Source organism: Streptomyces sp. NPDC058773, from assembly GCF_042746015.1.
In the GTDB taxonomy this organism is placed as follows: Bacteria; Actinomycetota; Actinomycetes; order Streptomycetales; family Streptomycetaceae; genus Streptomyces.
Genome location: NZ_JBHYPE010000022.1, coordinates 93,560 through 118,647, shown reverse-complemented (window position 1 = coordinate 118,647; position 25,088 = coordinate 93,560). Strand labels below are relative to the sequence as shown.

The 25,088-nt window shown below is 73.4% G+C and carries 18 protein-coding genes and 1 pseudogene; 8 read left to right on the top strand and 11 right to left on the bottom strand.

The window, feature by feature from the left end:
- Positions 1–215: 215 nt before the first annotated feature.
- Positions 216–1,319, bottom strand: coding sequence for a citrate synthase 2 (locus ACFW5B_RS20460; RefSeq protein WP_386441179.1), 1,104 nt, complete (start codon positions 1,317–1,319; stop codon positions 216–218).
- Between the two features lie 470 nt (positions 1,320–1,789).
- On the opposite strand from ACFW5B_RS20460, the gene pdxH reads away from it, so the two are divergent.
- A complete protein-coding gene (pdxH, locus tag ACFW5B_RS20455) occupies positions 1,790–2,413 on the top strand; it encodes a pyridoxamine 5'-phosphate oxidase (RefSeq protein ID WP_386441196.1) in 624 nt (207 codons plus the stop codon).
- Between the two features lie 412 nt (positions 2,414–2,825).
- Positions 2,826–4,580 (top strand): PAS domain-containing protein, encoded by a 1,755-nt coding sequence (locus ACFW5B_RS20450; RefSeq protein WP_386441176.1) that lies wholly within the window; start codon positions 2,826–2,828, stop codon positions 4,578–4,580.
- A 186-nt stretch (positions 4,581–4,766) separates the two neighbouring features.
- Here the strand turns inward: ACFW5B_RS20450 and ACFW5B_RS20445 are convergent, their stop codons facing one another.
- Positions 4,767–5,525, bottom strand: a complete 759-nt coding sequence (locus tag ACFW5B_RS20445; RefSeq protein ID WP_386441172.1) for an SIS domain-containing protein — start codon at positions 5,523–5,525, stop codon at positions 4,767–4,769.
- Positions 5,526–5,747: 222 nt separating this feature from the next.
- Between ACFW5B_RS20445 and ACFW5B_RS20440 the strand changes: the two genes are divergently transcribed.
- A complete protein-coding gene (locus tag ACFW5B_RS20440; RefSeq protein WP_018089633.1) occupies positions 5,748–6,440 on the top strand; it encodes a metal-dependent transcriptional regulator in 693 nt (230 codons plus the stop codon).
- 496 nt (positions 6,441–6,936) lie between these two features.
- Positions 6,937–7,812: an alpha/beta fold hydrolase gene (locus ACFW5B_RS20435; protein WP_386441193.1), complete on the top strand. Its 876-nt coding sequence runs from the start codon at positions 6,937–6,939 to the stop codon at positions 7,810–7,812.
- 126 nt (positions 7,813–7,938) lie between these two features.
- On the opposite strand, the gene ACFW5B_RS20430 is transcribed toward ACFW5B_RS20435, so the two are convergent.
- The 6 genes from ACFW5B_RS20430 to ACFW5B_RS20405 form a co-directional block, all read right to left on the bottom strand.
- A complete protein-coding gene (locus ACFW5B_RS20430) occupies positions 7,939–8,553 on the bottom strand; it encodes a hypothetical protein (protein ID WP_386441168.1) in 615 nt (204 codons plus the stop codon).
- A gap of 483 nt (positions 8,554–9,036) precedes the next feature.
- Complete coding sequence (locus ACFW5B_RS20425) at positions 9,037–10,347, bottom strand: hypothetical protein (protein WP_386441165.1); 1,311 nt, start codon at positions 10,345–10,347, stop codon at positions 9,037–9,039.
- A complete protein-coding gene (locus ACFW5B_RS20420) occupies positions 10,337–12,439 on the bottom strand; it encodes a hypothetical protein (RefSeq protein WP_386441163.1) in 2,103 nt (700 codons plus the stop codon). Before ACFW5B_RS20420 ends, ACFW5B_RS20425 begins: the two co-directional genes overlap by 11 nt.
- Before the next feature lie 137 nt (positions 12,440–12,576).
- Positions 12,577–14,211: a transporter gene (locus ACFW5B_RS20415; protein ID WP_386441160.1), complete on the bottom strand. Its 1,635-nt coding sequence runs from the start codon at positions 14,209–14,211 to the stop codon at positions 12,577–12,579.
- The gene (locus ACFW5B_RS20410) at positions 14,208–15,089 is read right to left on the bottom strand and encodes an ABC transporter ATP-binding protein (protein ID WP_386441157.1); all 882 of its coding nucleotides are present in this window, start codon (positions 15,087–15,089) and stop codon (positions 14,208–14,210) included. Before ACFW5B_RS20410 ends, ACFW5B_RS20415 begins: the two co-directional genes overlap by 4 nt.
- A gap of 131 nt (positions 15,090–15,220) precedes the next feature.
- Entirely contained in the window at positions 15,221–15,892 is a 672-nt protein-coding gene (locus tag ACFW5B_RS20405; protein ID WP_386441154.1) for a bifunctional DNA primase/polymerase, read from the bottom strand.
- A gap of 450 nt (positions 15,893–16,342) precedes the next feature.
- On the opposite strand from ACFW5B_RS20405, the gene ACFW5B_RS20400 reads away from it, so the two are divergent.
- Positions 16,343–17,737: a transcriptional regulator gene (locus ACFW5B_RS20400; RefSeq protein WP_386441151.1), complete on the top strand. Its 1,395-nt coding sequence runs from the start codon at positions 16,343–16,345 to the stop codon at positions 17,735–17,737.
- 202 nt (positions 17,738–17,939) lie between these two features.
- A complete protein-coding gene (locus tag ACFW5B_RS20395; RefSeq protein WP_386441148.1) occupies positions 17,940–19,766 on the top strand; it encodes a hypothetical protein in 1,827 nt (608 codons plus the stop codon).
- Positions 19,767–19,805: 39 nt separating this feature from the next.
- Here the strand turns inward: ACFW5B_RS20395 and ACFW5B_RS20390 are convergent, their stop codons facing one another.
- A complete protein-coding gene (locus ACFW5B_RS20390; RefSeq protein WP_386441145.1) occupies positions 19,806–21,152 on the bottom strand; it encodes an ABC transporter substrate-binding protein in 1,347 nt (448 codons plus the stop codon).
- A 171-nt stretch (positions 21,153–21,323) separates the two neighbouring features.
- On the opposite strand from ACFW5B_RS20390, the gene ACFW5B_RS20385 reads away from it, so the two are divergent.
- Together ACFW5B_RS20385 and purU are read left to right on the top strand one after the other, a co-directional pair.
- The gene (locus ACFW5B_RS20385; protein ID WP_386441142.1) at positions 21,324–21,782 is read left to right on the top strand and encodes a hypothetical protein; all 459 of its coding nucleotides are present in this window, start codon (positions 21,324–21,326) and stop codon (positions 21,780–21,782) included.
- Between the two features lie 32 nt (positions 21,783–21,814).
- Entirely contained in the window at positions 21,815–22,708 is an 894-nt protein-coding gene (gene purU, locus ACFW5B_RS20380) for a formyltetrahydrofolate deformylase (protein WP_386441139.1), read from the top strand.
- Positions 22,709–22,713: 5 nt separating this feature from the next.
- On the opposite strand, the gene ACFW5B_RS20375 is transcribed toward purU, so the two are convergent.
- Positions 22,714–24,048, bottom strand: coding sequence for a zf-HC2 domain-containing protein (locus ACFW5B_RS20375; protein WP_386441136.1), 1,335 nt, complete (start codon positions 24,046–24,048; stop codon positions 22,714–22,716).
- Positions 24,049–24,197: 149 nt separating this feature from the next.
- Positions 24,198–24,761, bottom strand: a pseudogene (locus tag ACFW5B_RS20370) (sigma-70 family RNA polymerase sigma factor); the annotation flags it as partial.
- Positions 24,762–25,088 lie beyond the last annotated feature (327 nt).

Genomic DNA, 25,088 nt, shown 5'->3' with positions numbered 1-25,088 from the left:
GGGTGTGGTGGGCGGGATAGTCACGCCCAGTTCGCCGCCCACACCCCACCCGCGCAGGCCCGTCACCGCACCCGACAGCCCCGCGCAGCGGACCCGCCCGCCGCAGGCGCAACGGCGGGCCAGCCGAAAACGTGGGAGGAAGGCAAGGGCGCAGCCCACGGCGGGCCAGCCGAAAACGTGGGAGGAAGGCAAAGCGCAGCCGAAACCGCGGACCTCTACCGGGGAGAGATGTCCCCGAACCCCGAGACCTCCCGCGGGCTACGGGCCCCGGGCCCGATATACCGGGCCGACGGCCGAACCAGTCGGCCCGTCCGCTTCTGTTCCAGGATGTGCGCGCTCCAACCCGCCGTACGGGCGCAGGTGAACATCGAGGTGAACATGTGCGCCGGGACCTCGGCGAAGTCGAGGACGATGGCCGCCCAGAACTCGACGTTGGTGGCCAGCACCCGGTCGGGGCGGCGGCTGCGGAGTTCCTCCAGGGCCGCCTTCTCCAGGGCCTCGGCGACCTCGAAGCGCGGGGCGCCCAGCTCCTGGGCGGTGCGTCGCAGGACCCGCGCGCGGGGGTCCTCGGCGCGGTAGACGCGGTGGCCGAAGCCCATCAGGCGGTCGCCCCGGTCCAGCCGTTGGCGGACGTAGGCGGTGGCGTCGCCGGTCCGCTCGATGTCCTCGATCATGCCGAGGACGCGGGAGGGCGCACCGCCGTGCAGCGGCCCGGACATCGCGCCGACCGCGCCGGACAGCGCGGCCGCCACGTCCGCGCCGGTGGAGGCGATGGCGCGGGCGGTGAAGGTGGAGGGGTTCATGCCGTGCTCGGCGGCCGAGGTCCAGTAGGCGTCGACGGCCTTGACGTGCTGCGGGTCCGGCTCACCGCGCCAGCGCCGCATGAAACGCTCCACGATGGTCTCCGCCTTGTCGATCTCCTTCTGCGGCACCATCGGCAGGCCCGGTCCGCGGGCCGACTGGGCCACGTACGACAGCGCCATCACCGCGGCGCGGGCGAGGTCGTCCCGGGCCGTCTGCGCGTCGATGTCCAGCAGCGGCTTGAGGCCCCATACGGGCGCGAGCATGGCGAGCGCCGACTGCACATCGACCCGGATGTCACCGGAGTGCACCGGGATCGGGAACGGCTCCGCGGGCGGCAGCCCGGGGTCGAAAGCGCCGTCGACCAGCAGCCCCCAGACGTTCCCGAAGGACACCGTCCCGACGAGGTCTTCGATGTCGACCCCGCGGTAGCGGAGCGAACCGCCTTCCTTATCCGGCTCGGCGATCTCCGTCTCGAACGCGATGATTCCCTCGAGCCCGGGTACGAAGTCGGACATCAGGCAGCTCCTCAAGATGGGGACGGCAAACGGTCCGTGACCGGCTGCCGTGCGGTCGAGTCTCTGGTGTGCGGCGCCGGTGCGGCTCCGTGGCTGCGCCGGCAGCTCGCGGTCCGTACCGGCCACCCCGGTGATGCCCCGCCAGGGCGTGGGGCACGCGACGGTCTTGCCCGCAGTGGTCGGGCCGCGGGTGGGCAGGGTGCGGTGTGGCGCCCCGTCGGGCCGGACGGACACGATAGCTCTCCCCGCCCGGGGGCCACAGGGGGCCTGCCCCTGATTGTGGCGGGTCCCTCACCTGCGCGGACAGGTGCGACCCGCATGCCGGGCGATCTGCTGTCGGGAGGGTTACGGCCGGTCGGCGAGGGGCAGACTTCCGCCCCTCCGGGCTGACCGCGCCGGACCGGGTGTTGCAAGATGAGGCCGTGCACCCAGCCGACGCGCCTCATGCCGAGACCCCCGATCCCTCCTCCATGCGGGCCCATTACCGCGCCGAGGGACTCGCCGGGTCCGACCTCGCCGCCAGCCCGTACGACCAGTTCGCGCGCTGGTTCAAGGACGCGACCGTGGCCGGTCTGCACGAGCCGAACGCGATGGTCGTCTCGACGGTGGACCCGGCGGGCCGGCCGAGCTCACGGACCGTTCTCCTGAAGGCGTTCGACGACCGTGGCTTCGTGTTCTTCACGAACTACAACAGCCGGAAGGGGCGGGAACTGGCCGAAAATCCGGCCATCTCGCTGCTGTTCCCCTGGCACCCGCTCGCCCGCCAGGTCGTGGTGACCGGCACCGCGGAACGCATCGGCCGGGACGAGACCGCCGCCTACTTCCGCACCCGCCCGCACGGCTCCCAGCTGGGCGCCTGGGCCAGCGACCAGTCCGCACGGGTCGGCTCCCGGGAGGAACTGGAGCGCGCCTACGAGGAATTGGCGGCCCGCTACCCGGAGGGCGAGCAGGTTCCGGCGCCGCCGCACTGGGGCGGTTACCGGATCACCGCCGAGACGATCGAGTTCTGGCAGGGCCGCCTCAACCGGCTGCACGACCGGCTGCGGTACGTGCGGGAGGGCGACGCCTGGAGCGTGGAGCGCCTGGCGCCCTGAGGGCCGTGTCCGGCAGCCCGGGAGCGAGCGGGTCGTTCGCAGACGCAGACGACCCGCGGGCTGCTTCCTCCGCGCTCGGTGGCGCGAAGGGCCGGTCGGACGAACCGGCAGCCCGCGGGTCGGGTGACTGCTTGGGATTGGCCGGCTGCGCATCTGCAGAATGCGCTGGTCCGGCGCTGCACTTCGGTGAAGCGACGGGCCGCTAGCCCGCAGCCACCTCACGCGTCCGGTGCGAAATCATCTGCCGAACCACCTCCCTTCTCGTGTGCTCCACACATTAGGAAGCTGTTCCGCCCCGCACAAGGGAATTTCCCGTTGGCAACGATTTCTGTGAATCGCGTGTGTGCTGTGTCACGTTCCAGTTGAATGTTCCCAGGTGAGGCACGTGTGGCCGCGTTCGTAAGGGGTGCCAGTGACTGCTTCGTCAGCTTCTTCCGCCTCGTCGGCCTCGGCGCGCTGCGCCGCCGACGAGACCGATGACTCGGGGCTGCTCGCCGCGCTCCTGGACGGTATGGACGCCGCCCTGGTCGCCTTCGCCGCGGACGGCACGGTCACGCACTGGAACCACGAGGCCGAACACATTCTGGGCTGGACCACCGCGGAGGCCGTCGGCCGCACGGGCCTGACCGGCTGGGCGGTCCGCAAGGAGGATGCCGACGGGATCGAGGCCGCACTGGCGGCCGCCATGCGCGCCCCGGGCCGCCAGGTCCATGAGTTCGCCCTGCTGACCAAGGACGGCCGCCGCGTCCTGGTCCGCACCCAGTCCTCCGCGGTCCGCGCCCCCGACGGCCGCGTCGCGGGTGTGTATTGCGCCTTCAGCGCGGTGCACACCCAGCTGGACCTGGAACGGTCCATCGCGCTCAGCGAGGCGCTGTTCGAGGACGCGTCGTGGGGCGTGGTGCTGATCGACGCCGATCTGCGGCCGGCCGTCGTCAATGCGCACGCGGCCCGCGCCCTGGGCGTGGGGCGCACGGCGCTGCTGGGCCGCCCCCTGGGCGAGCTGCTGGCGCACGGCGTCGAGGAGCTGGAGTGCGCCCTTCAGCACGTCCTCGCCGAGGGCCCGCCGCCGGCCGTCACCGAGCTGTGGGTGACCCTGCGGTCCAAGGAAGCCGAGGCGTCGCGCCGGTGCTGGCGCAGCGGCTTCGTCCGACTGGCCTCCCCGATGGCGGAGGAGCCGGTACCGCTCGGCGTGGCCTGGCTCTTCCAGGACATCACCGACGCCAAGCGCACCGAGCAGGAGAACTCCCTGCTGCGCTTCCGGGCCCAGCAACTGCACCGCGCCGGCCGGGCGGCCGCCGAGTGCCCCGACCCGGCCGAGGCCGCCGCGCTCCACCTCGACTTCGCCCTCGCGGGCTTCGCCGACCACGGCTTGGTCGACCTCGCCATGACTCCCGCACCCGCACCGTTCGGGAAGGTCGCGGAGGACGATGCGCTGGACGCGGCGGGCGTGGACGAGGCGGGCGTGGATGCGGCGGGCTCGGATGGGGCGGGCCTGGATGGGGCGGACGCGGCGGGGGGTCCGGAGGGCGCGGAGGGCCCGGCCGGTGCGGAGAGCGCGCCGGGTGCGAAGGGCGATGCGCGCCCGGCGGGCGTGGACGGTGGTGTGGGCCCGGATGGCGCGGCGGGTGCGGGCGGGCCGGGCGGTGCGGCGGGTGCCGACGGCGCGGGCGGTGCGGCGGGAGCGGAAGGCGGCTCGTCCCTGTCGGCCGAGCCCCCGTCCGCCGAGCCCCCGTCCGCCACCGCGGGCGCCGTCGCCACCGGCGCGGATGCCGGGCGCCGGCCCGGGGCGGGCGCGCTCCGGCTGACACGGGCACTGGCATCTCCGGCCGGTTCGCCGGGCCCGACCGAGGCATTGTCGGCGACGGGTATCCCTCTGCCCTATGTGCCGGGACATCCGGCGCTCCAGGCATACGAGCGGCGCGGCCCGGTGCGTACCAGCGCCGGACCCGCCTCGCCCGAGGGCTGGGCGGCCGCCCGTCATTGGCCGGACGGCACTGTGCACGGGCTCTGTGTGGCACTGTGCAGCCGCGGCCGCCGGCTCGGCGTCGTGACCTTTCTGCGGGCGCCCGCGCGCCGCCCCTTCGACCGTGCGGACGCGGACTACGCGCAGGAGGTCGCGGCCCGGATCGCCGCGGCCCTGGACCTCGCGGGCGCGGCCGGGCGCTGAGCGCGGGGGCGGGGGTGCGCCGCGACGTGGCGGCGCAGGGGGTGGGATACCGGGCACCGGCAGCGCCGGGAACGGGAGTGCCGGGAGCGGCCGGCGCCAGGAGCGGGCGTACCCGGATCGGCCGGCGCCGGGAGCAGGGGCACCGCGAGCTGACGGCGCCAGGAGCCGCAGCCCCGCGCCCGCAGCTCACTGGCGGTAGAAGATCCGGTCCCCGTAGGCGCTCATCACCCCGGCGTTCCACTCGTGCCCGCCGTCGACGTTGCCCGAGCGCAGCAGCGGCGGGTCGATGCCCCGCTCGGCCAGGGTGCCCGCGGCCGTTGCCACCACGGCCTGCATGATCGCGCTGGTGACGACCGTGGAGGCGGGGGCGAACGGCGCCTCGATGCCCGGCAGTGTCAGCTCCGCGTCGCCGACCGGGACGCGGCTGTCCAGCACGAGATCGCAGTGGTCCTTGAGGAAGCCCCCGGACGCGTGCCGGGAGGCGGTCCGCTCCGCGTACGCCACCGACGTCACGCCGATGACCTTGATGCCGAGGGCGCGGGCGTGCCGCGCCATCTCGACGGGCAGCGCGTTGCGGCCGGACAGCGAGATGATCACCAGCACATCACCCGCCTCCAGCGGACTGGTGTCCAGAACCGCCCCGGCCAGCCCGTCGACCCGCTCCAGCGCGCTGCCGAGGGTCGCGGGCCGCACGTCCACGCCGACCACGCCCGGCACGGACAGCAGATTCATGATCGCCAGGCCGCCCGCCCGGTAGACCGTGTCCTGGGCAGGGAGCGAGGAGTGCCCGGCGCCGAAGGAGAAGACCCGGCCGCCCGCCGCGACGGTGTCCGCGATCAGCGTGCCGGCCGCGGTGATCCGGTCGCCCTCCGTGTCGCGGACCTGTTGCAGCAGGTCGATCGCGGCGTCGAAGTACTTCCCGGCCAGCCGGTCGCTCTCAGCCATTGCCGCGGGCCCCTCTCGTCGGATCTCGGCGCATCTGATCAGTGGCGCGGATCACGTTGCGGTCTGGACCAGTGCCCTGTCAATACGACCGGAAAAGGCGGGGTGCGTGGACGAGGTCACATACGACCGGAAGGGCTGGCGCGTGGACGAGGCGGCACCGTTGTCAGCGGGATGCGTCAGAATTGAGTCCAGGGCCACCGCACCACACATCTAGGGGCACGCATGTCCGGACTGATCGACACAACGGAGATGTATCTCCGCACCATCCTCGAACTGGAAGAGGAAGGTGTGGTGCCCATGCGCGCCCGCATCGCGGAGCGGCTCGAACAGAGCGGCCCGACGGTGAGCCAGACGGTGGCGCGCATGGAGCGAGACGGCCTGTTGCAGGTCGCGGGCGACCGGCATCTGGAGCTGACGGAGGAGGGCCGGCGGCTGGCGACGCGGGTGATGCGCAAGCACCGTCTCGCCGAGTGCCTGCTCGTCGACGTCATCGGGCTCGAATGGGAGCAGGTGCACGCCGAGGCGTGCCGCTGGGAGCATGTGATGAGCGAGGCGGTCGAGCGCCGCGTCGTGGAGCTGCTGCGGCATCCGACGGAGTCCCCGTACGGCAACCCCATCCCGGGGCTGGAGGAGCTGGGCGAGAAGGCCGGGGGCGACCCGTTCCTGGACGCCGGCATGGTGAGCCTGATGGACCTGGACGCCGGGGCCGACGGGAAGACCGCCGTGGTGCGCCGGATCGGCGAGCCGATCCAGGCGGACGCCCAGCTGATGTACACGCTGCGGCGCGCCGGTGTGCAGCCGGGCGCTGTGGTGAGCGTGACGGAGTCGCCGGCCGGGGTGCTGGTCGGCAGCAGCGGCGAGGCCGCCGAGCTGGACTCCGAGATCGCCTCGCATGTGTTCGTGGCCAAGCGCTGAAACCGTTTTCAGCCGGGTTTCCTTTTCGCACTCCCGCCCATACCGCCTGCCGAGCCCGCTGAGCTGCGCTGACGCGCCGTTCGGCGGGCTCGGCAAGTTCTTTCCCGCTGAACGGACTTGTGCGAATCCGTGCGATACGGCCGGTGCCGTGTCACCCTGACGCATGGCCATGCATCGGCCTGTCCTGGCCAGGGAGGGGGCTCGGATGCATCCACTCGTACGGGAGACAGTCAGGGCCCCGGCGCTGCGAGCAGCCGGGGCCCTGCCTCCCCATGTCCCCCACCCAAGACCCGGAGCCCCGAGCTCCCAGGGTCTGTCCCCACGGGCCCCCTTCCCGGTAGGGCCCGCCTCCCGGCAGATGTCTCCCCGTGGCGCGCGCGGCCAATCCTTGAGCGAGGTCACTCGAACGAGGGGTGTTCCGCGTCGGAACGGCGCGTTCGAATAGAGGTTCGATAGTGTGAAGCTGCTCAAGGGACGATTGGGGGTGCCAGGGCACATGGTGCGGCGCATCGATGTAGCAGGGGCCGGCGACGTGCGACTCGCCGCCTGGGAGTTCACCGACCCGCCCAAGATCGGCGGCGGGCTGGAGGAGGGTGAGCAGCGGCCGGGTGTGCTGCTGCTCCATGGCCTGATGGGGCGCGCCTCGCACTGGGCGGACACCGCCCGCCGGCTGAGTGCCCGTCACCGCCCGGTCGCGCTGGACCAGCGGGGTCACGGCCGCAGCGATAAGCCCGCCGAGGGACCGTACGACCGGGGCGCGTACGTCGATGACGCCATCGCCGCCATCGAGCAGCTCGGCCTCGCCCCGGTCGCCCTTGTAGGGCATGCCATGGGCGCCCTGACGGCATGGCAGTTAGCGGCCCGGCGCCCGGATCTGGTCAGTGCGCTGGTCATCTGCGATATGCGGGCGTCGGCGCTCGGCGCGGCCTCGCAGCAGGAGTGGACCGAGTGGTTCCGGTCCTGGCCCGTGCCGTTCGCCACCCTCGCGGATGTCCGTAAGTGGTTCGGCGAGGACGATCCGACCCTGGAGCGGCCCAGGCCCGCCCGTGGCGAGTTCTTCGCCGAGGTGATGGCCGAGCGTGCCGACGGCTGGCGGCCGGTCTTCTCCCGCCGGCAGATGCTCAGCGCCCGTGAGACCTGGGTCTATGACGCCCATTGGGAAGAGCTCGCGCAGGTGTCGTGCCCGGCGCTCGTGGTGCGCGGCCTCGACGCCGAACTCGGCCGCGCCGAGGCCCAGGAGATGGTCCGGGTCCTGCCCCGCGGCGCCTACGCCGAGATCCCCGACGCCGGGCATCTCCTCCCGTGGGAACAGCCCGACGCCTGGTGCGCCGCCATCGAACCGTTTCTCCAGGCGGCCACGATGACGGCTTAGGGGGGACGCACTCCCTGGGGCCGTTCTTCAAAGCCGCGAGGCGGGCGGGAGTGTGACGACAGGTCCTGGCGGGCCGCCTGCCGTGCGCCGAGGCCCCGCGGACCTGGCGCACGGCACGCCGTCGGCTCAGCCGGCGTTGTCGAACTTCCATATCAGCGGGGAGCCGCTCTGGCCCTCGCCCGCCCAGTGGACCTCCACGGACTTCGCGTCCTTGGGGATCATGTAGGTCTGGCAGATGGTGTGGCTCTGCCCCGCCTTCCAGTTCTCGATGTCGAAGGTGTCCTCGCAGCCCGGACCGTCCTCGGCGGCACCGATGAGCAGGCCGCCGCGCTGCCCGTCCGCGTAGATCTCGGACTCGTCGGCGACATCCGGCGATTCCTTGACGACGCCGCCGCCCTTGTTCGTGTACTTCACCCAGGCGGTGGCCGCCACCAGGCCCTTGGCGCGCTTCGGGTCCGAGACCAGCTTCTTGGTCTCGGCCTCGGTGCTCACCTTCACCTTCTGTGCGGCGACCTCGTAGGTGATGGTTCCGCTCTCTTCCTTGAACTTCCCCGTGCCGCTCTGACCGGCCTTCAGTTCACCGCCGCCCGCCGGGGCCGACGAACCCTTTTCCGTCTTGGGCACGTCGTCGGTGTGGGCGCCGGTGGCGCTTTTCTTGTTGCCGCCGCAGGCGGTCAGCGCCAGCGCCAGTACGGCGACGGGCGCGGCGGCACGCAGCAAAGCGGTCTTCTTGTGCAGCACAACATGCTCCTGGCAGTCGTTCTCCCCCGTCGCACAACGCAGTTCCGCGTGTGTGCGAACGGCTGTGTCAGCGGGAGCATAGGAGGCGGCTTTCGGATTTGTCGAAGCATTGCGGGGAAAGGAGTTCGGGGCTGCTGCAAGTGATTCGCGTGAAATTCCCGAAAAGGGTGGGGGGTTTGCCGGATTCGTTGTCCAATTGGGGCTGAATTCAGCGCGATTGCTATGCGCCTTGAATTGATGGAGGAATCGGTGGGGGAGGGGCGTTGCCGGGGCAGGGCGGGGTGGCGGCGCGAGGTGGCAGGCGTTGGTTGCGAGCCGTGCGCCGTGCGCCGTGCGACCTGTGCCTCGCGGCCTGTGCCCGCGACCTGCGACTTGTGCCCCGCGACCTGTGCCCGGCGCATCCGGCGCCCGGGGCCCCGGCGTCCGGGGGCTCTGCGTCATGCCGACCCGGAGCGGATGAACAGCCCAGGCCCGTACGCCGGTTCAGTCCCGGCTGCGGGTGAAGTCGCCGCGCTGGACCCGGGCGGCGAGGGAGTCGTCGGGGCCGTGCAGCAGTGAGCCGTAGCCGGTGGCGGCCCAGAGGCTGTCCTCGGCGGGGACCTCGAAGTACGGGACCGGGTGGCCGTCCCGCCGGTCGGTCAGCACCTCGGGGGCCCGCCGGGTGCGTATCGCGCGCAGACAGGTCTCGCAGGCGGCCACCCGCAGTTGTTCGCGCCGGCCCAGCGGGCGCCAGGGTATGCGCCGGACGGCCGGGCCGTGCAGGGGGTGGAAGAAGCACGGCGGGAGCGCGGCCGCGGCTCCGGAGAGGGCCGCCCGGCCCTCCGCGACCAGCGCGAACACCCCTGCCAGGTCCGGGACTCCACGTGCCCGGTCCAGGACCGTACCGGCCGCGGCGTACGCGTCCAGCGCCCGCTCGACGGCTGCCGGCTCGCCCTGCGCGCCCCGTGCCTCCTCGCCCAGCCGTACGACCTCCTCGGCGGCCCGGTCCCGCACCCCCGCCTCGTCCGAGTGCCGGGCCGCGGCGAAGACCGAGCGCGGCAGCGCGAACGGCGTCGAGAGGTCCCGCAACCGCGACCGGCGCCGCAGCAACAGCCCGACCGCGGCCAGCAGCAGCACCGGTCCGACGACGAGGGACAGCAGCCGCACCACCGGGGAGCCGGGCCCGGACGCGGCCTTCGCGTCCGCGGCGCCCGCCGGGTCCGGCGTCGGCTTCGGTGCGTCAAGATCGGCGGTGGCCCGTGCGTACACCGCGTCGCCGTTGCCCGCCTTGATGATGTCGATCGCGCGGGCGACCCGCTTCGCCGGACCCGCGCCCTTCATGTCCTTCTGGAAGTACACCGAGGCGGCGGCGTGGAACGCCTGATGTGCGTCCGAGGGCCATTCGCGGGCGGAGATGTCCTCCGGGTACTCCCCGAGCGTGACCAGGATGGCCGGGCCGCCGCCCATCCGGTCATGGACCACCTCGGCGAGCTGCTCCGGCTTTCCGCCCCAGCTGTCGCCCTCGACCAGCGGCACCAGCGCGACCCGGATCGGCAGACGGGTCCGCTGGATCTGCGCGGCCAACTCCCGCTGCTGTCCGGCGTCCACCGCCGAGGCCAGGGACGGGTCGACATACACGGGGGAGCGGCGCAGCGCATCGGCGATCTTCTGCCCCGGGCTCCCGGCGGCGGCAGCGGGCGCCGCGGTGCCGCACAGCAGCGCGGCGGAAGCGGCGCCGAGGGCCAGGGCCCTGTGCAGCCGGCGGGGGGTGGCGGCCGGCTGCGGGCCGGCGGGGCGGAGGAGGTCAGTGCACACCGAAGTACTCCCGTACATCGCGGGTGAGTTGGTCGATCCCGACGCCGTCGGCGAGCGCCGTCAGCGGTCCGGGCACGGTGGTGTACGGGGCGTACGCGCCGCGTCCGTCGCTCCGCGGGCGCAGCCGCAGCACCGGTCCGGGCGTCACCCGGCAGGCCTCGCACACCGGCAACGACCGCGCCGGGCCGCCACCGTCGGGCCGTATTCGTTCGTGTCTGTGGGCTGCCCCGTGCAGCGGATTGCGGTGGCAGACCTTTCGGGCGGCGGACGGCTGCGCGCACGTGGTCCGTCCGGCGCGGGCCAGCACCACGGCACAGGCGAGGCCGGCCGGGCCGGCCTCGGCGTCGATCCGGCCGTCGCTGTCGCCGTCGACCAGCAGCGCCGCGGCGTCCAGGCATTCCCAGGCCAGGCGCCGGGCCCCCTCGGGCAGTGAGTCCGGGGCCTCCAGGGCGGCGGTGAGCGCGTCGAGTTCCTGCCGGGCGGTGCGCCGCAGCCAGGACAGGGTGGGCCGGTCCGGCGCCGCGGGGAGCGCGGCGCGGCCCCTCGCTTCGCGGCGGCCCGGCCTCCTGCGCCGGACCCGCCGGCGGGCGAGGGCACGGGCCGTCGCCACCAGCCAGAGGACCAGCCCTGCCGCGAACATGCCGACAACCATGCCCGGTTCGAAGTCCCCGGTGAACAGACCGGGCAGCGCCTTCTCCTCGACGGGGTCGGCGGCGGGCGGCGGATCGTAGGGCCGGGTGCCCGTCTTGGCCTTCGGCGCCTTGCCGACATACGTCAGCAGCTCGTCCAGATGACGGCCCAACTGCTCCTCGGCGGGCCCGGTGTAGGCGGTGTCGCGCGGGCGGTCGAGGAGATATCCGTCGTCGATACGGCGGCTGTAGTTGACGAGTTCGATGCTGCCGTCCGCCGGGTCGGCGAACACCATGAGGGCGTCGCGGTGGAGCCGGTCGTGCAGCTCCTTGGCCAGCAGCTCCATGCTGCCGCCCGACTCGTCGTCCGGCGGGGTGGGCACGGCCGCGACCAGCACCGGAACGTCCAGTTCGCGCAGCCGCTTGCGGAGCCGCTCACGCTCGGCGCCGTCCAGCCGGGTCCGGCTCTCGGGGTCGGTGTAGAGCGGGTCGCGGCGCAGCCCGGCGGACACCCGGTCGAGCCGGGCCCGCATATCGGCGGCCGTGGGGCGGGAGCCGTCGCCGCTGGTCGTGTCGTTGAAGATCTGCGACGCGGTGAAGGCGATCAGTCCGCCCAGCGCGGCGGCGCCCAGCATCAGCGGCAGCAGCCGCGCGCGGGGAAGGGGGCCGGGGCCGCGGCCCGGTTGCTGCCGGGTGCTTACCGCCGTGCCACCGCCGGCCTTCTTGCCACCACCCCGCGGGCCACCGCGCGCCCCCGGTACGGGCACCGGCCCGCCCGCCGCCGTGGCCCGCCGCGCCCGGCGCCACTGCAGCGTATGGATCGTGACCAGCAGCACGGTCAGCGGAATGCCGAGGACGGCCATGCCGGTCACAAAGCTCTGGTCCGCGCGCTCGGTGGGGTCGGTGTGGAATCCGGCGGGCTCGTCCGAGCTGCCGTCGTACGCGGCGCGCGCCTCCTCGGCGCGCTCGTGCGCCTGCCCCGAGGCGAGCACCTCGACGAAGTGCCGGAACACCTCGGGGGGAGTGGCGTCGTAGGGCACCGCGTACACCGATTCCGTGACGGCGTCCGCCGTGCCGGGCAGGTCCACGCCGTAGGTCTGCGCCGCGTCCAGGCCCGATTCGCTCAGGGCGACATACAGGCCCTTGCGCCCCAGCCGGTCATGGACACCGGCCAGCAGGCCGTCCACGGCGCTGCCGTAGGAGGTGTCCGGCAGGACCATGACGTACACCGGAACGCCCAGCCGCCGGGCCTCCCGGGCGAAGGCGGGCGCGGTCGACCGGGGGACCTCGCGCGGGAGCTGGTCGCTGACGTAGACCGGGCTCTTGCGGAGCTGCGCGGCGAGGTACGCGAACTGCGTCGGGTCGCCGGGGGCGTCCGGACCGGCCGGCGCCGCCCGCGCCGCACCGGCGCAGAACACCACCACCAGCCAGCTCGTCACCAGCAGCCATCCGGTGCGCCGCACCGCCCCCACCACCCCTCGTTCAGGTCGTGGACGACGCTACCGCCGCCGCGCGCCGGCCGCTGCGGCCTGTGGATAACTCCGCCTCGGCCCGCCCCGGCCCGCCTCGGCCCGCCCCGGCCCGGCCGGCGCGCGCCTGCTCAGCCCTTGCTGACGGCCCCCAGGATCTCCGGCAGCCGCCCGGCGACCCGCGGCGCCGCCAGCCGCAGCCCCAGCTCCGCGACGCCCACGCCGTAGACCACCCCGACCGGCAGCAGCACCCACAACAGATGCTGCAGGCCCGCGACATGCAGCCAGATCGTCAGCGCCAGCAGCGGTGCGCACAGCACCGCACCGGCCACGACCCCGCCGAGGAGGCTGAACCAGGCGATCGAGCCCTGCCCCGGCGCGACGCTCTTGTTGCCCTCCGAGGGGACCGAGTACGGGAAGAGCGCCGACGACAGTGCCCCGGTGGCCAGCAGCGCCCCCAGCACCGCCAGCGAGAGCCCGTACACCTCCAGGAAGTCCGACCACGGCCCGATGAGGGCCGCGCTGCCGACGACGACCACCGTGACGTACGGGAAGGCCACCACCACGAGCGCCAGTGCGCGGGCCCGCAGCTCCTCGTAGGCGTCCCGCGGTGTGGCGATCGTCGAGGCGACCATCCAGAACGCCGAGGTGTCCTGCCCGAACTGGTTGTACATCTGCAGGCCGAGGAGCGTGGCCGCCGAGAAGGCGGTGTAGATGCTGCCGTTGCCCTGTACGGCCGAGACGACCGGGACCAGCAGTCCGACGCCGAGCGCGGTCGCCCATGACATCTTCGACTTGGGGTCGCGCCATCCGTAGCGCAGCGTACGGAGCATGACCGTGCCGGTGCGCCCGCGCGACAGCAGCCGTGCCAGGCCCCGTTCGCCGCCGCCCCGGCGTGCGCTGTCCTTCTCCACCGCCTGGAGGGTGGAGGAGTCCGGGGACGTCATCAGGGTGGTCAGGGTGCGCTGCCACCACCACAGCAGCAGGATCAGCGCCAGCACCGTCAGCCCGAGCCCGGCCAGCGCCCGCCCGTACGCCCCGTGTCCGGTGTCGTCGACGGCGCCCACCGCGGAGACCGGCGGCACCCAGCGCAGGATGTCGCCCAGCGGCTCCAGTACGGACAGGCCGTCCGGCCGTCCCAGTTTCTGGGCGGCGATGTTGACGCCCTGTGCGCCGAGGGCGATGAACAGGCCGCTCAGCACGGCGAGATCGCGGCCTCGCCGGCTGGTCAGCAGCCGCACCGAGGCGGTGGCGACGGCCCGCGCCAGCGACACACAGACCAGCACCACCAGCACCACGGCCACCACTCCGACGGCCGCGGCGGCCGCCCCGTCCGCCACCGCGACCACCGCGCCGGTCACCAGCGCGAGGGTGACGACCGGGCCGATGCCGACGAGCGAGGCCACCAGCAGCGAGGAGATCAGCGGCCGCGGCCGCAGCGGCAGCATGACCAGCCGGGTCGGATCGAGTGTCTCGTCGCTCGCCGGGAAGAACAGCGGCATCACCGCCCACCCCAGGGTGAGGATGCCGGTCAGCAGCACGACCAGCGCGCCGACATGGGCGTTGCCGCGCAGCGCGACCAGCCCCGCCACGACACCCGCGGCGAACAGCAGGCCCACGACGACGGAGGAGACATACGCCAGCGTGCGCCCGGCCGACTGGCGCAGCCCGTTGCGCAGCAGCGTCAGCTTCAGCCGGACGAAGACGGCGGTCAGGGACGGTGCGGCGGCCGGCCGTGCGGCCACCGCGGCGGATTCGGCGCTCATCGGGCGTCGCCGCCCAGCCAGTCCAGGTGCGCGCCCGCGCCCCGGTCACTCGCGCCGACGAGTTCGAGGAACGCGTCCTGGAGGGAGGGCGCCGCGCCGCGCACCTCGGCGAGCGGACCGTCCGCCCGGATGCGTCCGGCGGCGATCACCGCGACCCAGTCACAGAGCGACTCGACCAGCTCCATCACATGGCTGGAGAAGATCACCGTCGCGCCGGAGGCGGTGTAGCGCTCCAGTACGCCGCGGATGGTCTGTGCCGACACCGGGTCGACGCCTTCGAAGGGCTCGTCCAGGAAGAGGACTTCGGGGTTGTGCAGCAGCGCCGCCGCCAGCCCGATCTTCTTGCGCATCCCGGTCGAGTAGTCCACCACCAGCTTGTGCTGCGAACCGGCCAGATCGAGCACGTCCAGCAGCTGAGCGGCCCGCTTGTCGACCTCGTCGCCCGGCAGTCCGCGCAACCGCCCCGTGTAGCCCAGGAGTTCGCGGCCCGACAGCCGCTCGAAGAGCCGCAGCCCCTCGGGCAGCACCCCGATCCGGGACTTGACGGACACCGGGTCCTGCCAGACGTCGTGCCCGCCGATCTCGACCACCCCGGCGTCCGGCCGCAGCAGGCCGGTCACCATGGACAGGGTGGTGGTCTTGCCGGCGCCGTTCGGCCCGACCAGTCCGATGAAGCGGCCGGCGGGCAGCGTCAGATCGATGCCGTTGACGGCGATCTGCTCGCCGAACTTCTTCCACAGGCCCTGGACGCGGACGGCGGGCGGACCGGCCGCGTCGCCCCGGGGAGCCGCGGGCGGCCCGTCCGGCACAGCGGCCGTGGTGCGCTGCGGCGGTGCCGCCGCGCCCGGATTTTCGGTGTGTTCCGGCTCGTTCGCCACCGGTCCTGCCCTTCGACGTCCCCGCAGAGGCCGGTCCCGGCCCCCGTCCGGCATCCCACGATACGGGCGGGTACCGGGACAGGGCCGGGCCCTTCGTGCTCCTCGGGACAAGAGGAACGGACCGGTCCGGGTCAGCGGCCCCGGAGGGCGACCGCGTCCCGTGCGCAGGCATAGGCGAGCGGGCTGATCAGCTCTTCCGCGTCCGGCAGCCAGCGGTTGGCGGGGGTGGGGCGGCGCGCCCACTGCACCGAGCCGTGCGCGCCCACCCGGGTCGGCGGGGCGGCGATGTACTCACCCTCGCCGCGGCAGATCAGATCCAGCGCGGCCGGCGCCCAGCCCAGGGCGCGCACCAGGGCGGGGACCTTCACCGAGGCGCCGGGGAGGACGAGGAACAGCATCCGGCGGTCCGGGGTGCGGGTCACCGGGCCCAGCGCCAGCCCCATCCGCTCCATACGGGCCAGCGCCAGACATCCCGCCGTTTCGGGCACGTCGAGCGCCTCGAAGGTCCGGCCCGTCGGCATCAGGATCGAGGCCCGCGGCTGCTTGCTCCACATCCGGCGGACGGCGGCCGCGCTGCCGGAAGCCTGTTGGGCCCAGCCGGGCCCGGTCGGGTGCGCGCCGGGTGCCGGGCAGTCGACCGCGTCGCACGAACAGCGCGGTGTCTCGCCGTCGTGCTCCAGCCATGCGCCGGGGAACACGTCCCAGTGCCGTTCCTCCGCGTAACGCACCGCACTGTCCGGCAGTTGCTCGCCTCGCTGCAGGGGAATGGGCGAGGTTTCTGTGGTTCCTATGGTCTTTTCCACGCCGGGCACAACTTCCGCCGTCACCAAGGGTTACGGCTCAGGGGTGAACCTCCCGGCGCATCGTTCTCGTGCGTGGGGCGCACGGGTGCACCGGTGGGGGCGCGTGTGCGGACCGGGCCCGAGGAGCGGGTAGCCACCTGCCTGACGGGCGGACGGACCGCCCGGCGGCAGTCCGCGGTGCACCCGGGGGAGCCCGGCACGGCGGCGCCGCGATCTGTGCACGGCACCGCGCAGCCTTTCCCCACCCGTGAACGGCGCTTGGCACCGAGGAGGCACCGGACAGGGCGCACACCGCTCATGAACGGGCATCCGCCGTAAAGCGCGTATCACACCGATCCCCCCTATTGCGCATATTCAGGATCTCTCGGATATCCGGCATATTCCTGGGGAATCGATCTCGGGGAACGGCGTTCGACGGTGAACGCACAGCGGTACACAGGGGGTACAAGCATGGCCGCCAGGCCACTCGTCGCACGGCAGCCCAACGAACGGCTGCAGACGCTGATCCAGGAAGCCGCCTGTTCCAACGCGGGGCTGGCCCGCCGCGTCAACATGTGCGGTGCGGAACACGGTCTCGACCTCCGCTACGACAAGACCTCGGTGGCCAGATGGCTGCGCGGCCAGCAACCACGGGGCCGCGCCCCGGCCGTCATCGCGGAGGCGCTGGGGCGCAAGCTGGGGCGCACGGTCACCATCGACGAGATCGGGATGGCCGACGGCAAGAACCTCGCGTCCGGGGTGGGGCTCCAGTTCTCGCCGACCGTCCTGGGGGCCATCGAGCAGGTCTGCGAGCTGTGGCGCAGCGACGTCGGCCGGCGTGACTTCCTCACCGGCTCCACGGTCGCGGCCTCCGCCCTGGTGGAGCCCAGCCGCGACTGGCTGATCACCGGGGCGGACAGCCAGGTCGCCCGGAACGCCGGTGCCCGCGTCGGGATCTCGGACGTCGAGGCGGTCCGTGCGATGACCTCGGCGCTCAGCGAACTCGACCACCGCTTCGGTGCCGGGCACGTCCGGCCGGTCGTGGTGCACTACCTCAACAGCGTGGTCTCCGGGCTGCTGGCCGGCTCGTACCGGGAGTCCGTCGGGCGTGAACTCTTCGCCGCCGTGGCCCGGTTGACCGAACTGGGCGGTTACATGGCCGTCGACACCGGGCAGCCCGGTCTCGCCCAGCGCTACTACATCCAGGCGCTGCGGCTGGCCCAGGCGGCCGGCGACCGCGGCTACGGCGGCTACGTCCTCGCCGCGAGCATGAGCCATCTCGCCGCCTCGCTCGGCAATCCACGGGAGATCGCCCAGCTCGCGCGTGCCGCCCAGGAAGGCGCCCGCGGCCATGTCACACCGCGCGCGGAGGCGATGTTCTGCGCCGCGGAGGCGCGCGGACACGCGCTGATGGGCGACGGCCGGGCCTTCCAGGCGGTGGCGGCCCGCGCGGTCGCCGCGATGGAGCGCGCCGACGCCGCCGTCGGCGCGGGCGACGACCCGGTTTGGATCACCCACTTCGACCAGGCCTATCTGGCCGATGAACTCGCCCACTGCCACCGCGATTTGGGGCAGCCGGGACCCGCCGCGCAGCGGGCGCAGGAGGCGCTGGACGGGCATCCGGACGGCCGGGCCCGGCGCCGGGCCATCGGCATGCTGCTGCTGGCCGGCGCCCAGGCACAGCAGCGCGAGGTGGAGCAGGCCTGCCATACGGGCACGAGGGCGGTGGAGCTGCTGAGCGGGCTGCGTTCGGACCGTGGCACGGAGTATCTGGAGGACTTTCAGCTGCGTTTGGAGCCTTACCGGGACGAACCGGTTGTGCGGGAGTTCGGTGCGCGGCTGGAGCTGCGGGCCACGGCGGCGTGAGGATCGCCTCACCGGGGCCGCGGCTGCTTTGTCGTACGGCGTCTGGTTTGTCGTGCGGTGGCGGGCGGCCCGGCCGCCGGGGGCCGCCCGGAGCGGTCCCGGGCGGGCCGGGGCGGTGACCAGGCGACGTGGTCGAACGTCGCTGCGACCCGGTAGCGTGCAGCCGACGATTCCGTAGGTCTGTACGTTGGTAGGAGTCACGGTGACGCAGAGCGGACAGGGTCACGACCCGCAGAATTCTGCGGCCGGTCCCGCGCGAGAGGGCATAGTGCTGCCCGCCAACGGCGAGCCGTGGGTGCCCGACCAGCAGGCCGCGCCGCCGGCCGGCCAGCCGTGGGGCCAGCCCTGGGGCCCCGGCCAGCAGGCCGCCCCCGGTCAGCAGGCCGCACCCGCCCCGCAGCCGTACGGCGAGGCGCCCGCCCAGGGACAGCCCGCCGCGCAGCAGGGGTACGGTCAGCCCCCGCAGCAGGGGTACGCCCCCGCCGCGCCGCAGAACCCGCAGGGCCTCGTACCCCAGCCGCCGCAGGACGGCCAGGGCTTCGCCGCACAGCCGCCCGCGCCGCCCGCCATGCCGCCAGCGCCGCCGCAGCAGGCACCCCAGCAGCCCGCCGCACCGCAGCCCGGCTTCGATGCCGAGGCGACGGCACTCCTGCCGCCCGGCGCGCAGCCCGGCCAGGGTGCGCCCGGCGCACTCCCGCCCGAGGGCACGCAGTCGTACGGCCAGCAGACTCCGCAGCAGCCGTACGGTCAGCAGAGCCCGCAGCCGCAGCAAACCCCGCAGCCGCCACAGCAGTTCGGCCAGCAGCCCCAGGGTGCGAACGGCGCGCTGGTGCGGTCGACCCCGCAGACCGGTGCGCCGCTGCCGCCCGCCGCGGGTGACGCCGAGGCCACCGCGCTGATACCGCCCTTCGGTGCCGGTTCCGGCGGCCCCGCCGCCGCACCGCTGCCGCCCGAGGCCGCCTCGCGCCCCGAGACGCCCGACGAGTCCACGACCATGCTGCGCGCGATCAAGCCGAACCAGGGCGGTCCCCAGGGCCGGCCGATGCCGCAGGCCCAGCCGATGCCCGGCGCCCAGGGCGCGGGCGACGCCGAGGCCACCCAGCTCATCCCGCCGGTCGGCGCCGCCGCACCGGCCCCGCCGCCCGGCGCGCCGTACGGCGTGCGTCCCGGCGCGCCCGGTGACCGCACCACCCCCGCCGAGTTCGACGGCCTGTTCCGCGACGGGCCGGGCGGGCCCGGCCAGACCGGACAGACCGGCTCCCCGGACTCCACCGCACAGCTGCCGCGCTTCGAGGACCCGGGCCACCCGCCGTACGGGCAGCAGGGCCAGCAGTTCCCGCCCGGCGGCTACGACCGGCCGCCCACGCTCGACGGCGACAGCGGCAGCGGCCGCCCCCGCCTCGCCCCGGCCGTGATCGTCGGCATCGTCATCGTGGCGCTCGCGGGCGCCGGCCTCGGCCTCGGCTGGGCGCTGAGCGGCGGCGGCAGCGAGGAGACCGCGAAGAAGCCGGGCTCCGGCGCCGACGCGCCCAAGGAGTCCAAGCAGCCGGAGAAGCCGAAGCCGACCGCTGACCCGGCCGAGGGCCAGGCCAAGCAGCTGGACGCGCTGCTCGGCGACAGCAACAACAGCCGCTCCTCGGTGATCAACGCGGTCAACAACATCAGATCCTGCGACAACCTCGGTGGCGCCGCCAAGGACCTGCGGGCCGCGGCCGGACAGCGCAACGACCTGGTGAAGCGCCTCCAGCAGCTGCCCGTTGACAAGATCCCGAACCACGCCGCGCTGACCGCCGCGCTGACCAAGGCCTGGCAGTCCTCGGCGTCCGCCGACAACCACTACGCGGCCTGGGCCGGACAGGTCGGCGGCAAGAAGGGCTGCCACAAGGGCAAGGCCCGGAGCACCCGGCAGACCGCCCAGGGCAACGCGGCCAGCGGTCAGGCCACCACGGCCAAGCGGCAGGCGGCGCAGATCTGGAACCCGCTCGCCAAGAAGTACGGCCTGACGGAGCGCCGCCCCGAGCAGCTCTGACGGCGGGCCCGGGCGGGCGCCTCCGGGCGGCCCGCCCGCTCAGCTGTCCGCGCGCCGCCGCTCCAGCGTCCTGGTGATGTTGACGAAGCCGTGCTGGGCGGAGACCACTTCGCCGTCCCGTACGACCTGGTAGGTCACCGTCCCGTTCACGATGCGGGGGAAGTCCTGGACCGCGAGCATGTCCTCCTCGCGCCAGCGCAGCTTCGGCGTCAGCCCGCCGGTGTCGACCGGGCGGTCCCCGCGGTCCAGCGCGCCCTGCAGATCATGCGGGGTGATGTCCTCGACACCCGCGTCGTCGAGCTGCTCGATCAGCGACCGCAGCACCGTGTAGGCGATCCAGGTCGTCTGGACGCCCTGGTCGGCGGGGTCGATGCGGTTGTCGTGGAACGCGAAGTCATTGATGACCTTGCGCATCGGCGCCCAGCGTGAGTCACCGGCGGCCGGGTACCAGCCGGTGATGTCCGCCCCCTCAAACGGCCCGGACCGGCCGCCCGTACGGTTCACCAGCGCCTGCCCGACACTGCCGAGCACGGAGGCGACCCGCACCTTGGGGCTGTCCTCCTGGAGCCGCCGGAACGAGTCGAAGAACGCATCGGTGTGATCGCCGAGAGAGGCGGTCACACAGGAGCCGGCCGCTTTGCCGCCGGCCTTCGCGGTGCCGTACACGAGCGGGTCGGCGCCCACCGCGTCCAGGGCGCGGTTCACCGCGGACGCGTAGTCGGTGGCGTCATCGGGCGCCTTGATGTCCTTGGCCGGGTGTCGACTGCCGCTCTCCAGACCGGAGTTGAGCAGGGACGGCATCGTGTCGCCGACGATGGTGTCCGGGCGGACCAGGGCGACCCGCCGGCAGTCGCGGGCCAACTGGCGGCCGTTCCCGGCGAGCAGGGAGGCCTGCCCGCCGTTGACGGGGTAGGACAGCGGACTCTCGAACTCCTCGTCCGAGGCGCCGTAGCCGCCGATGAAGGGGACGCCCTTGACCTCCAGCGGCGACATGAACGAGCGGCCGAACTGGCTGTAGGAGCCGACGACGGCGACGGCGCCCTGGTCCACCGCGCGCTGGGCACACTGTGCGGCGGACACCGAGTCGTTGCGCTCGTTGCAGGTCAGCACCCGCAGATGGTGGCCCCTGATGCCGCCCTGGGAGTTGACCCAGCGGGCGTAGGCCTGCGCCATGGCCGGCATCCCCGGCATATTGGTCGCCTTGGTGTCCTCGGGCGCCCAGGTCATCACCGTGACCGGGCCCTTCCCCCCGGAGTCCCCCGAGATTCCGGGGAGGGAGCCGCAGCCCGAGAGCAGCGACGCCATGACCGCCGTACATGCCACGGCCGAACCGACCACGGGAGCATGAGAGAAAGGGCGGGGGGAGGAGCGTCGCCGTCCGGTCATGACACCGCAGCCTTCCGTCTTGCCCGGAACGTCTGAGTGACGGAAAGGCAATGGATGGTGACAGGGAGGTGAACTCCGGGGGCCGGCTTGAGATCATCCGCGCGGAACGTACGATCCAATACTGTGCAAGGTTCGGAGAAGTCTTCCCGTCGCGGCCGCCGCTCGACCACCATGGGCGCCATGCCACTCAACGACATGCCGTGGTGGCGCTGGCGCAGCAATGTGCGCTCCGCGCTGCACATGCTCTCCGACCCGGCCTTCCAGCAGGAGACCTGGCTGGCCGGCCGGCCGGGGTACGGAGATGTCACCGACGCCGTCTACCGGCTCGTCGAGGACACCTGGCTGGACAACTGGTCCGCCGAGAAATATGTCGGCACGATCTTCCGGGACTCCCAGGAGGCGCAGCTCGTCGATGTCGCCGTGCTGCGGGTGCTGCGGATCATGCACCAGGTCGGTGCGGACGCCCCGGTCACCGCGTACATGGCCCATCAGGGCTGGCCGGAGGCCGTCCACGCGGCCCGTGAGGCGCATGTGCGGCTGGCCGCCGCGGACGGGGAGGACCCCGATGCCGCGCCGCGTTCGCTGGAGGTGCTGGCCATCATGACCGGCGGACCGGACTCCCCGGCCTGACCTGCTCCGCAGGTGTGCGACCCTATGAGGTCATGAGCGAGTCGCAGCCCACCACCCAGCCCGGTCAGCACGATCGGAACGATCAGTACGTCCTCACCCTGTCCTGCCCGGACAAGCAGGGCATCGTGCACGCCGTGTCCAGCTACCTCTTCATCACCGGCTGCAACATCGAGGACAGCCAGCAGTTCGGCGACCACGACACCGGGCTGTTCTTCATGCGGGTCCACTTCAGCGCGGACTCCTCGGTGAGCGTCGACAAGCTGCGGGCCAGCTTCGCGGCGGTGGGCGACTCCTTCGGCATGGACTGGCAGATCCACCGGGCCGAGGAGAAGATGCGGGTCATCCTGATGGTGTCCAAGTTCGGGCACTGCCTCAACGACCTGCTGTTCCGCTCCCGGATCGGCGCGCTGCCGGTGGAGATCGCGGCCGTGGTCTCCAACCACCGGGACTTCGCCGAGCTGGTCGGCTCGTACGACATCCCCTTCCACCACATCCCGGTCACCCGCGACACCAAGGCCCAGGCCGAGGCGCAGCTGCTGGAGCTGGTGGCGGCGGAGAACGTCGAGCTGGTGGTCCTCGCCCGCTACATGCAGGTGCTCTCCGACGATCTGTGCAAGGCGCTGTCCGGCCGGATCATCAACATCCACCACTCCTTCCTCCCGAGCTTCAAGGGCGCCAAGCCGTACCACCAGGCGCACGCCCGCGGGGTGAAGCTGATCGGCGCCACCGCGCACTACGTCACCGCGGACCTCGACGAGGGCCCGATCATCGAGCAGGAGGTCGAGCGGGTCGGCCACGAGGTCACCCCCGACCAGCTCGTCGCGATCGGCCGCGACGTGGAGTGCCAGGCCCTGGCCCGCGCGGTGAAGTGGCACAGTGAGCGCCGGGTGCTGCTGAACGGGAGCCGCACGGTCGTGTTCGCGTAGGGGTGCTAAAGCCGCGACAGCGACGCCGTGGCGAAGAGCACATCGCGGATCGCGTCGCGTTCGCCGTCCTGGCCCGCGGCCGCCTCCTCGGGGGAGATGTGGCCCGCGGCCAGCTGGCAGAACTCGGCGCTGTCCAGCGCGATGTGGGCGACGGTGCGGTCCGGGGTGCCCAGGGCGGCCGGTGAGTCCAGCGCTATGTACCAGTGGCCGCCGCCGTTGCCCTCGACCTCCAGATGGAGCGTACGGCCCGGGGCGCCCGCCTCGACCAGCCGCTGCGGCGGCGCGGCGAGGCCGGCCCGGCGCCGGTCGGCCAGCGCACTGGGCAGCAGCCGGGCGGCCAGGTCGACCATCTGGTGCAGATGCCCGGCGGCCGGGGGTACGTACGGGTAGTCCACCGCCTCCGCGATGTCGCCGGCGTGCACCCAGCACTCGAAGGCGCGGTCCAGGAAGGCGTCCCGCAGCGGGAGCCGGAAGTCGCCGTACGGGACGGCGAGTTCGGCGACCTTGGCGCCGGCGAACGACACCTGCCGCATCAGCGCATAGCTCTGGTCGCGCCACGGGGCGTGCACGGCGAGCGGTCTGTGCGGTTCGCCCGCGCCGCGCCAGAACGTTTCCGTGCGGATGAGCGGGTCCGGGGTGCCGGGCGGGGCGGCCGTGCCGAGCGGGTCGGTCAGCCCCAGCGCCGTCGCGACCAGGCCGTCGACCGCCATCAGATGGCCCATGACACCGGCCACGGTGGTCTCCCGCTCGACCGGGCGCTCGCCCTCGAACCAGCGCAGCCGCACCGGAGCGCGCCACTCCGCCTCGCCCATGTCACGCAGCAGCGCATCCAGCTTGGCGGTCTCCGCGTCGTACGGCGCCGCCCACTCGGGCACCGGGATACGGGCCGGCCGCCGGCCCAGGCAGCCCTCCAGCACGCGGGAGCGCAGCAGCGGATCGGGGTCGAGGCTGTCGGCGGGGTGCAGCAGCCCGACGGCGTCGCGCAGCCGCAGCGCCTCGTCCGCGCAGGAGGCGCAGTCGGTCAGATGCGCCTCGACGGCGGCGGTCTCCTCGGCGGAGCAGGCGGCCAGCGCCCAGGCGCCGAGCAGCGACTTGAGGACGCGGTGCGGCCAGGCGGGGTCCGGGCCGGCGGGCGGCGGCATCGTGGCGGGCGGCCCGGAGCCCGGCCCGGCGCCCGGGAGGGTGCCGAGGGCGTCGGTCGCCGGGTCGCACACGGGCACCGGAGGGGTGTCCGGCAGGGGGCCGTGGTCCTCGGCGGCGGAGCGCGGGGAGGGTATCCGCGGCCGCTCGCCGGGGCTGCCGGGCAGCTCGCGGCCGTCCCATTCGTCCGGGCCGTTCACAGTGACCTTCCATGGCCCGGGCCGGGTGGTGCTCCGGGGCCGGTGTGCCGGGTGTGCGGCGGGAGCGGGCCGCGGGGCGGGTGCGGCGCCGGCGGGGTGGCGGGCGCCGAATGGGCGGAGCGCGGGGCACGGGCGGTGTACGAGGCGCGGTGGCCGGGCGGCAGGGCCGGGTGGTGGTGGGCGGTGGAGAGCAGTTGCAGGCCCAGGCGGAGCCGGCGGCGGGCCTCGTCCTCGGTGACGCCGAGGTCGGCGGCGGTCTGGCGGTAGTCCCGGCGCTGGAAGTACGCCAGCTCCAGTGCGGCCCGCAGGGGCGCGGGCATGGACGTGACGATGTAGTCGGCGCGGGCTGCGGTGGAGGCCTCGCGGATCTTCTGCTCTATCTCGGCGGGCGCCGGGGCACCGTCCCCGCAGTCGCGCGCCGAGGCCGCCTCGGTCTGGCGCAGCCGCTGGACCGCCTGATGGCGGGTGACACCGGCGATCCAGGAGCGCAGCGGGCCCTGCTTGGGGTCGTAGGAATCGGGGTGTTCCCAGATGTAGCCGAAGACCTCGCGGGTCAGCCGGTCGGCGGCGTCCTCGTCGTCCAGGACGCGGTGGGCGAGGCTGTGCACGAGCGAGGCGAAGCGGTCGTAGAGCTCGCCCAGCGCGGCCGCCTCGCCGTGGGCGAGCCGCTGTTGCATCCGCCTGTCCCAGCGCGGTGGCGCGTCGTGTCCCATCGGAACCCCATCCCTGCCCGTCGCCGCCGGGCTCACTCCTCGGCCGTCACCCCGGCACACCCGCTCACGCCCGGAGCTGTGCGCGCGATCACAGAATCCACCGTCCAACGAATGTAATGCGCGGGTCTGACAACGCACGCTCCTTTGCGGCAAACCCAGCCCCGAGGGGGGCGGGGGTGGTAGGGCCCTCCGCTGGACGGCCTCGCTTTGTGGCGATACTGCCCGATCAGAGCCGATCGATGCCGATCGTTCGTGTGCGCATGCGGTGATGTGTTATCCGTGTGTGACCGGATGTCGGCGAAAAGCTGTCGCCTCTGGGGCATAGCC

Bases quoted from the DNA above. Each gene is read 5' to 3' on its own strand.
- ACFW5B_RS20385 (WP_386441142.1), top strand. From the start codon at position 21,324: ATGGGCGCCATGCCACTCAACGACATGCCGTGGTGGCGCTGGCGCAGC.
- pdxH (WP_386441196.1), top strand. From the start codon at position 1,790: ATGCGGGCCCATTACCGCGCCGAGGGACTCGCCGGGTCCGACCTCGCC.
- ACFW5B_RS20445 (WP_386441172.1), bottom strand. From the start codon at position 5,525: ATGGCTGAGAGCGACCGGCTGGCCGGGAAGTACTTCGACGCCGCGATC.
- purU (WP_386441139.1), top strand. From the start codon at position 21,815: ATGAGCGAGTCGCAGCCCACCACCCAGCCCGGTCAGCACGATCGGAAC.
- ACFW5B_RS20415 (WP_386441160.1), bottom strand. From the start codon at position 14,211: ATGAGCGCCGAATCCGCCGCGGTGGCCGCACGGCCGGCCGCCGCACCG.
- ACFW5B_RS20460 (WP_386441179.1), bottom strand. From the start codon at position 1,319: ATGTCCGACTTCGTACCCGGGCTCGAGGGAATCATCGCGTTCGAGACG.
- ACFW5B_RS20435 (WP_386441193.1), top strand. From the start codon at position 6,937: ATGGTGCGGCGCATCGATGTAGCAGGGGCCGGCGACGTGCGACTCGCC.
- ACFW5B_RS20390 (WP_386441145.1), bottom strand. From the start codon at position 21,152: ATGACCGGACGGCGACGCTCCTCCCCCCGCCCTTTCTCTCATGCTCCC.
- ACFW5B_RS20400 (WP_386441151.1), top strand. From the start codon at position 16,343: ATGGCCGCCAGGCCACTCGTCGCACGGCAGCCCAACGAACGGCTGCAG.
- ACFW5B_RS20440 (WP_018089633.1), top strand. From the start codon at position 5,748: ATGTCCGGACTGATCGACACAACGGAGATGTATCTCCGCACCATCCTC.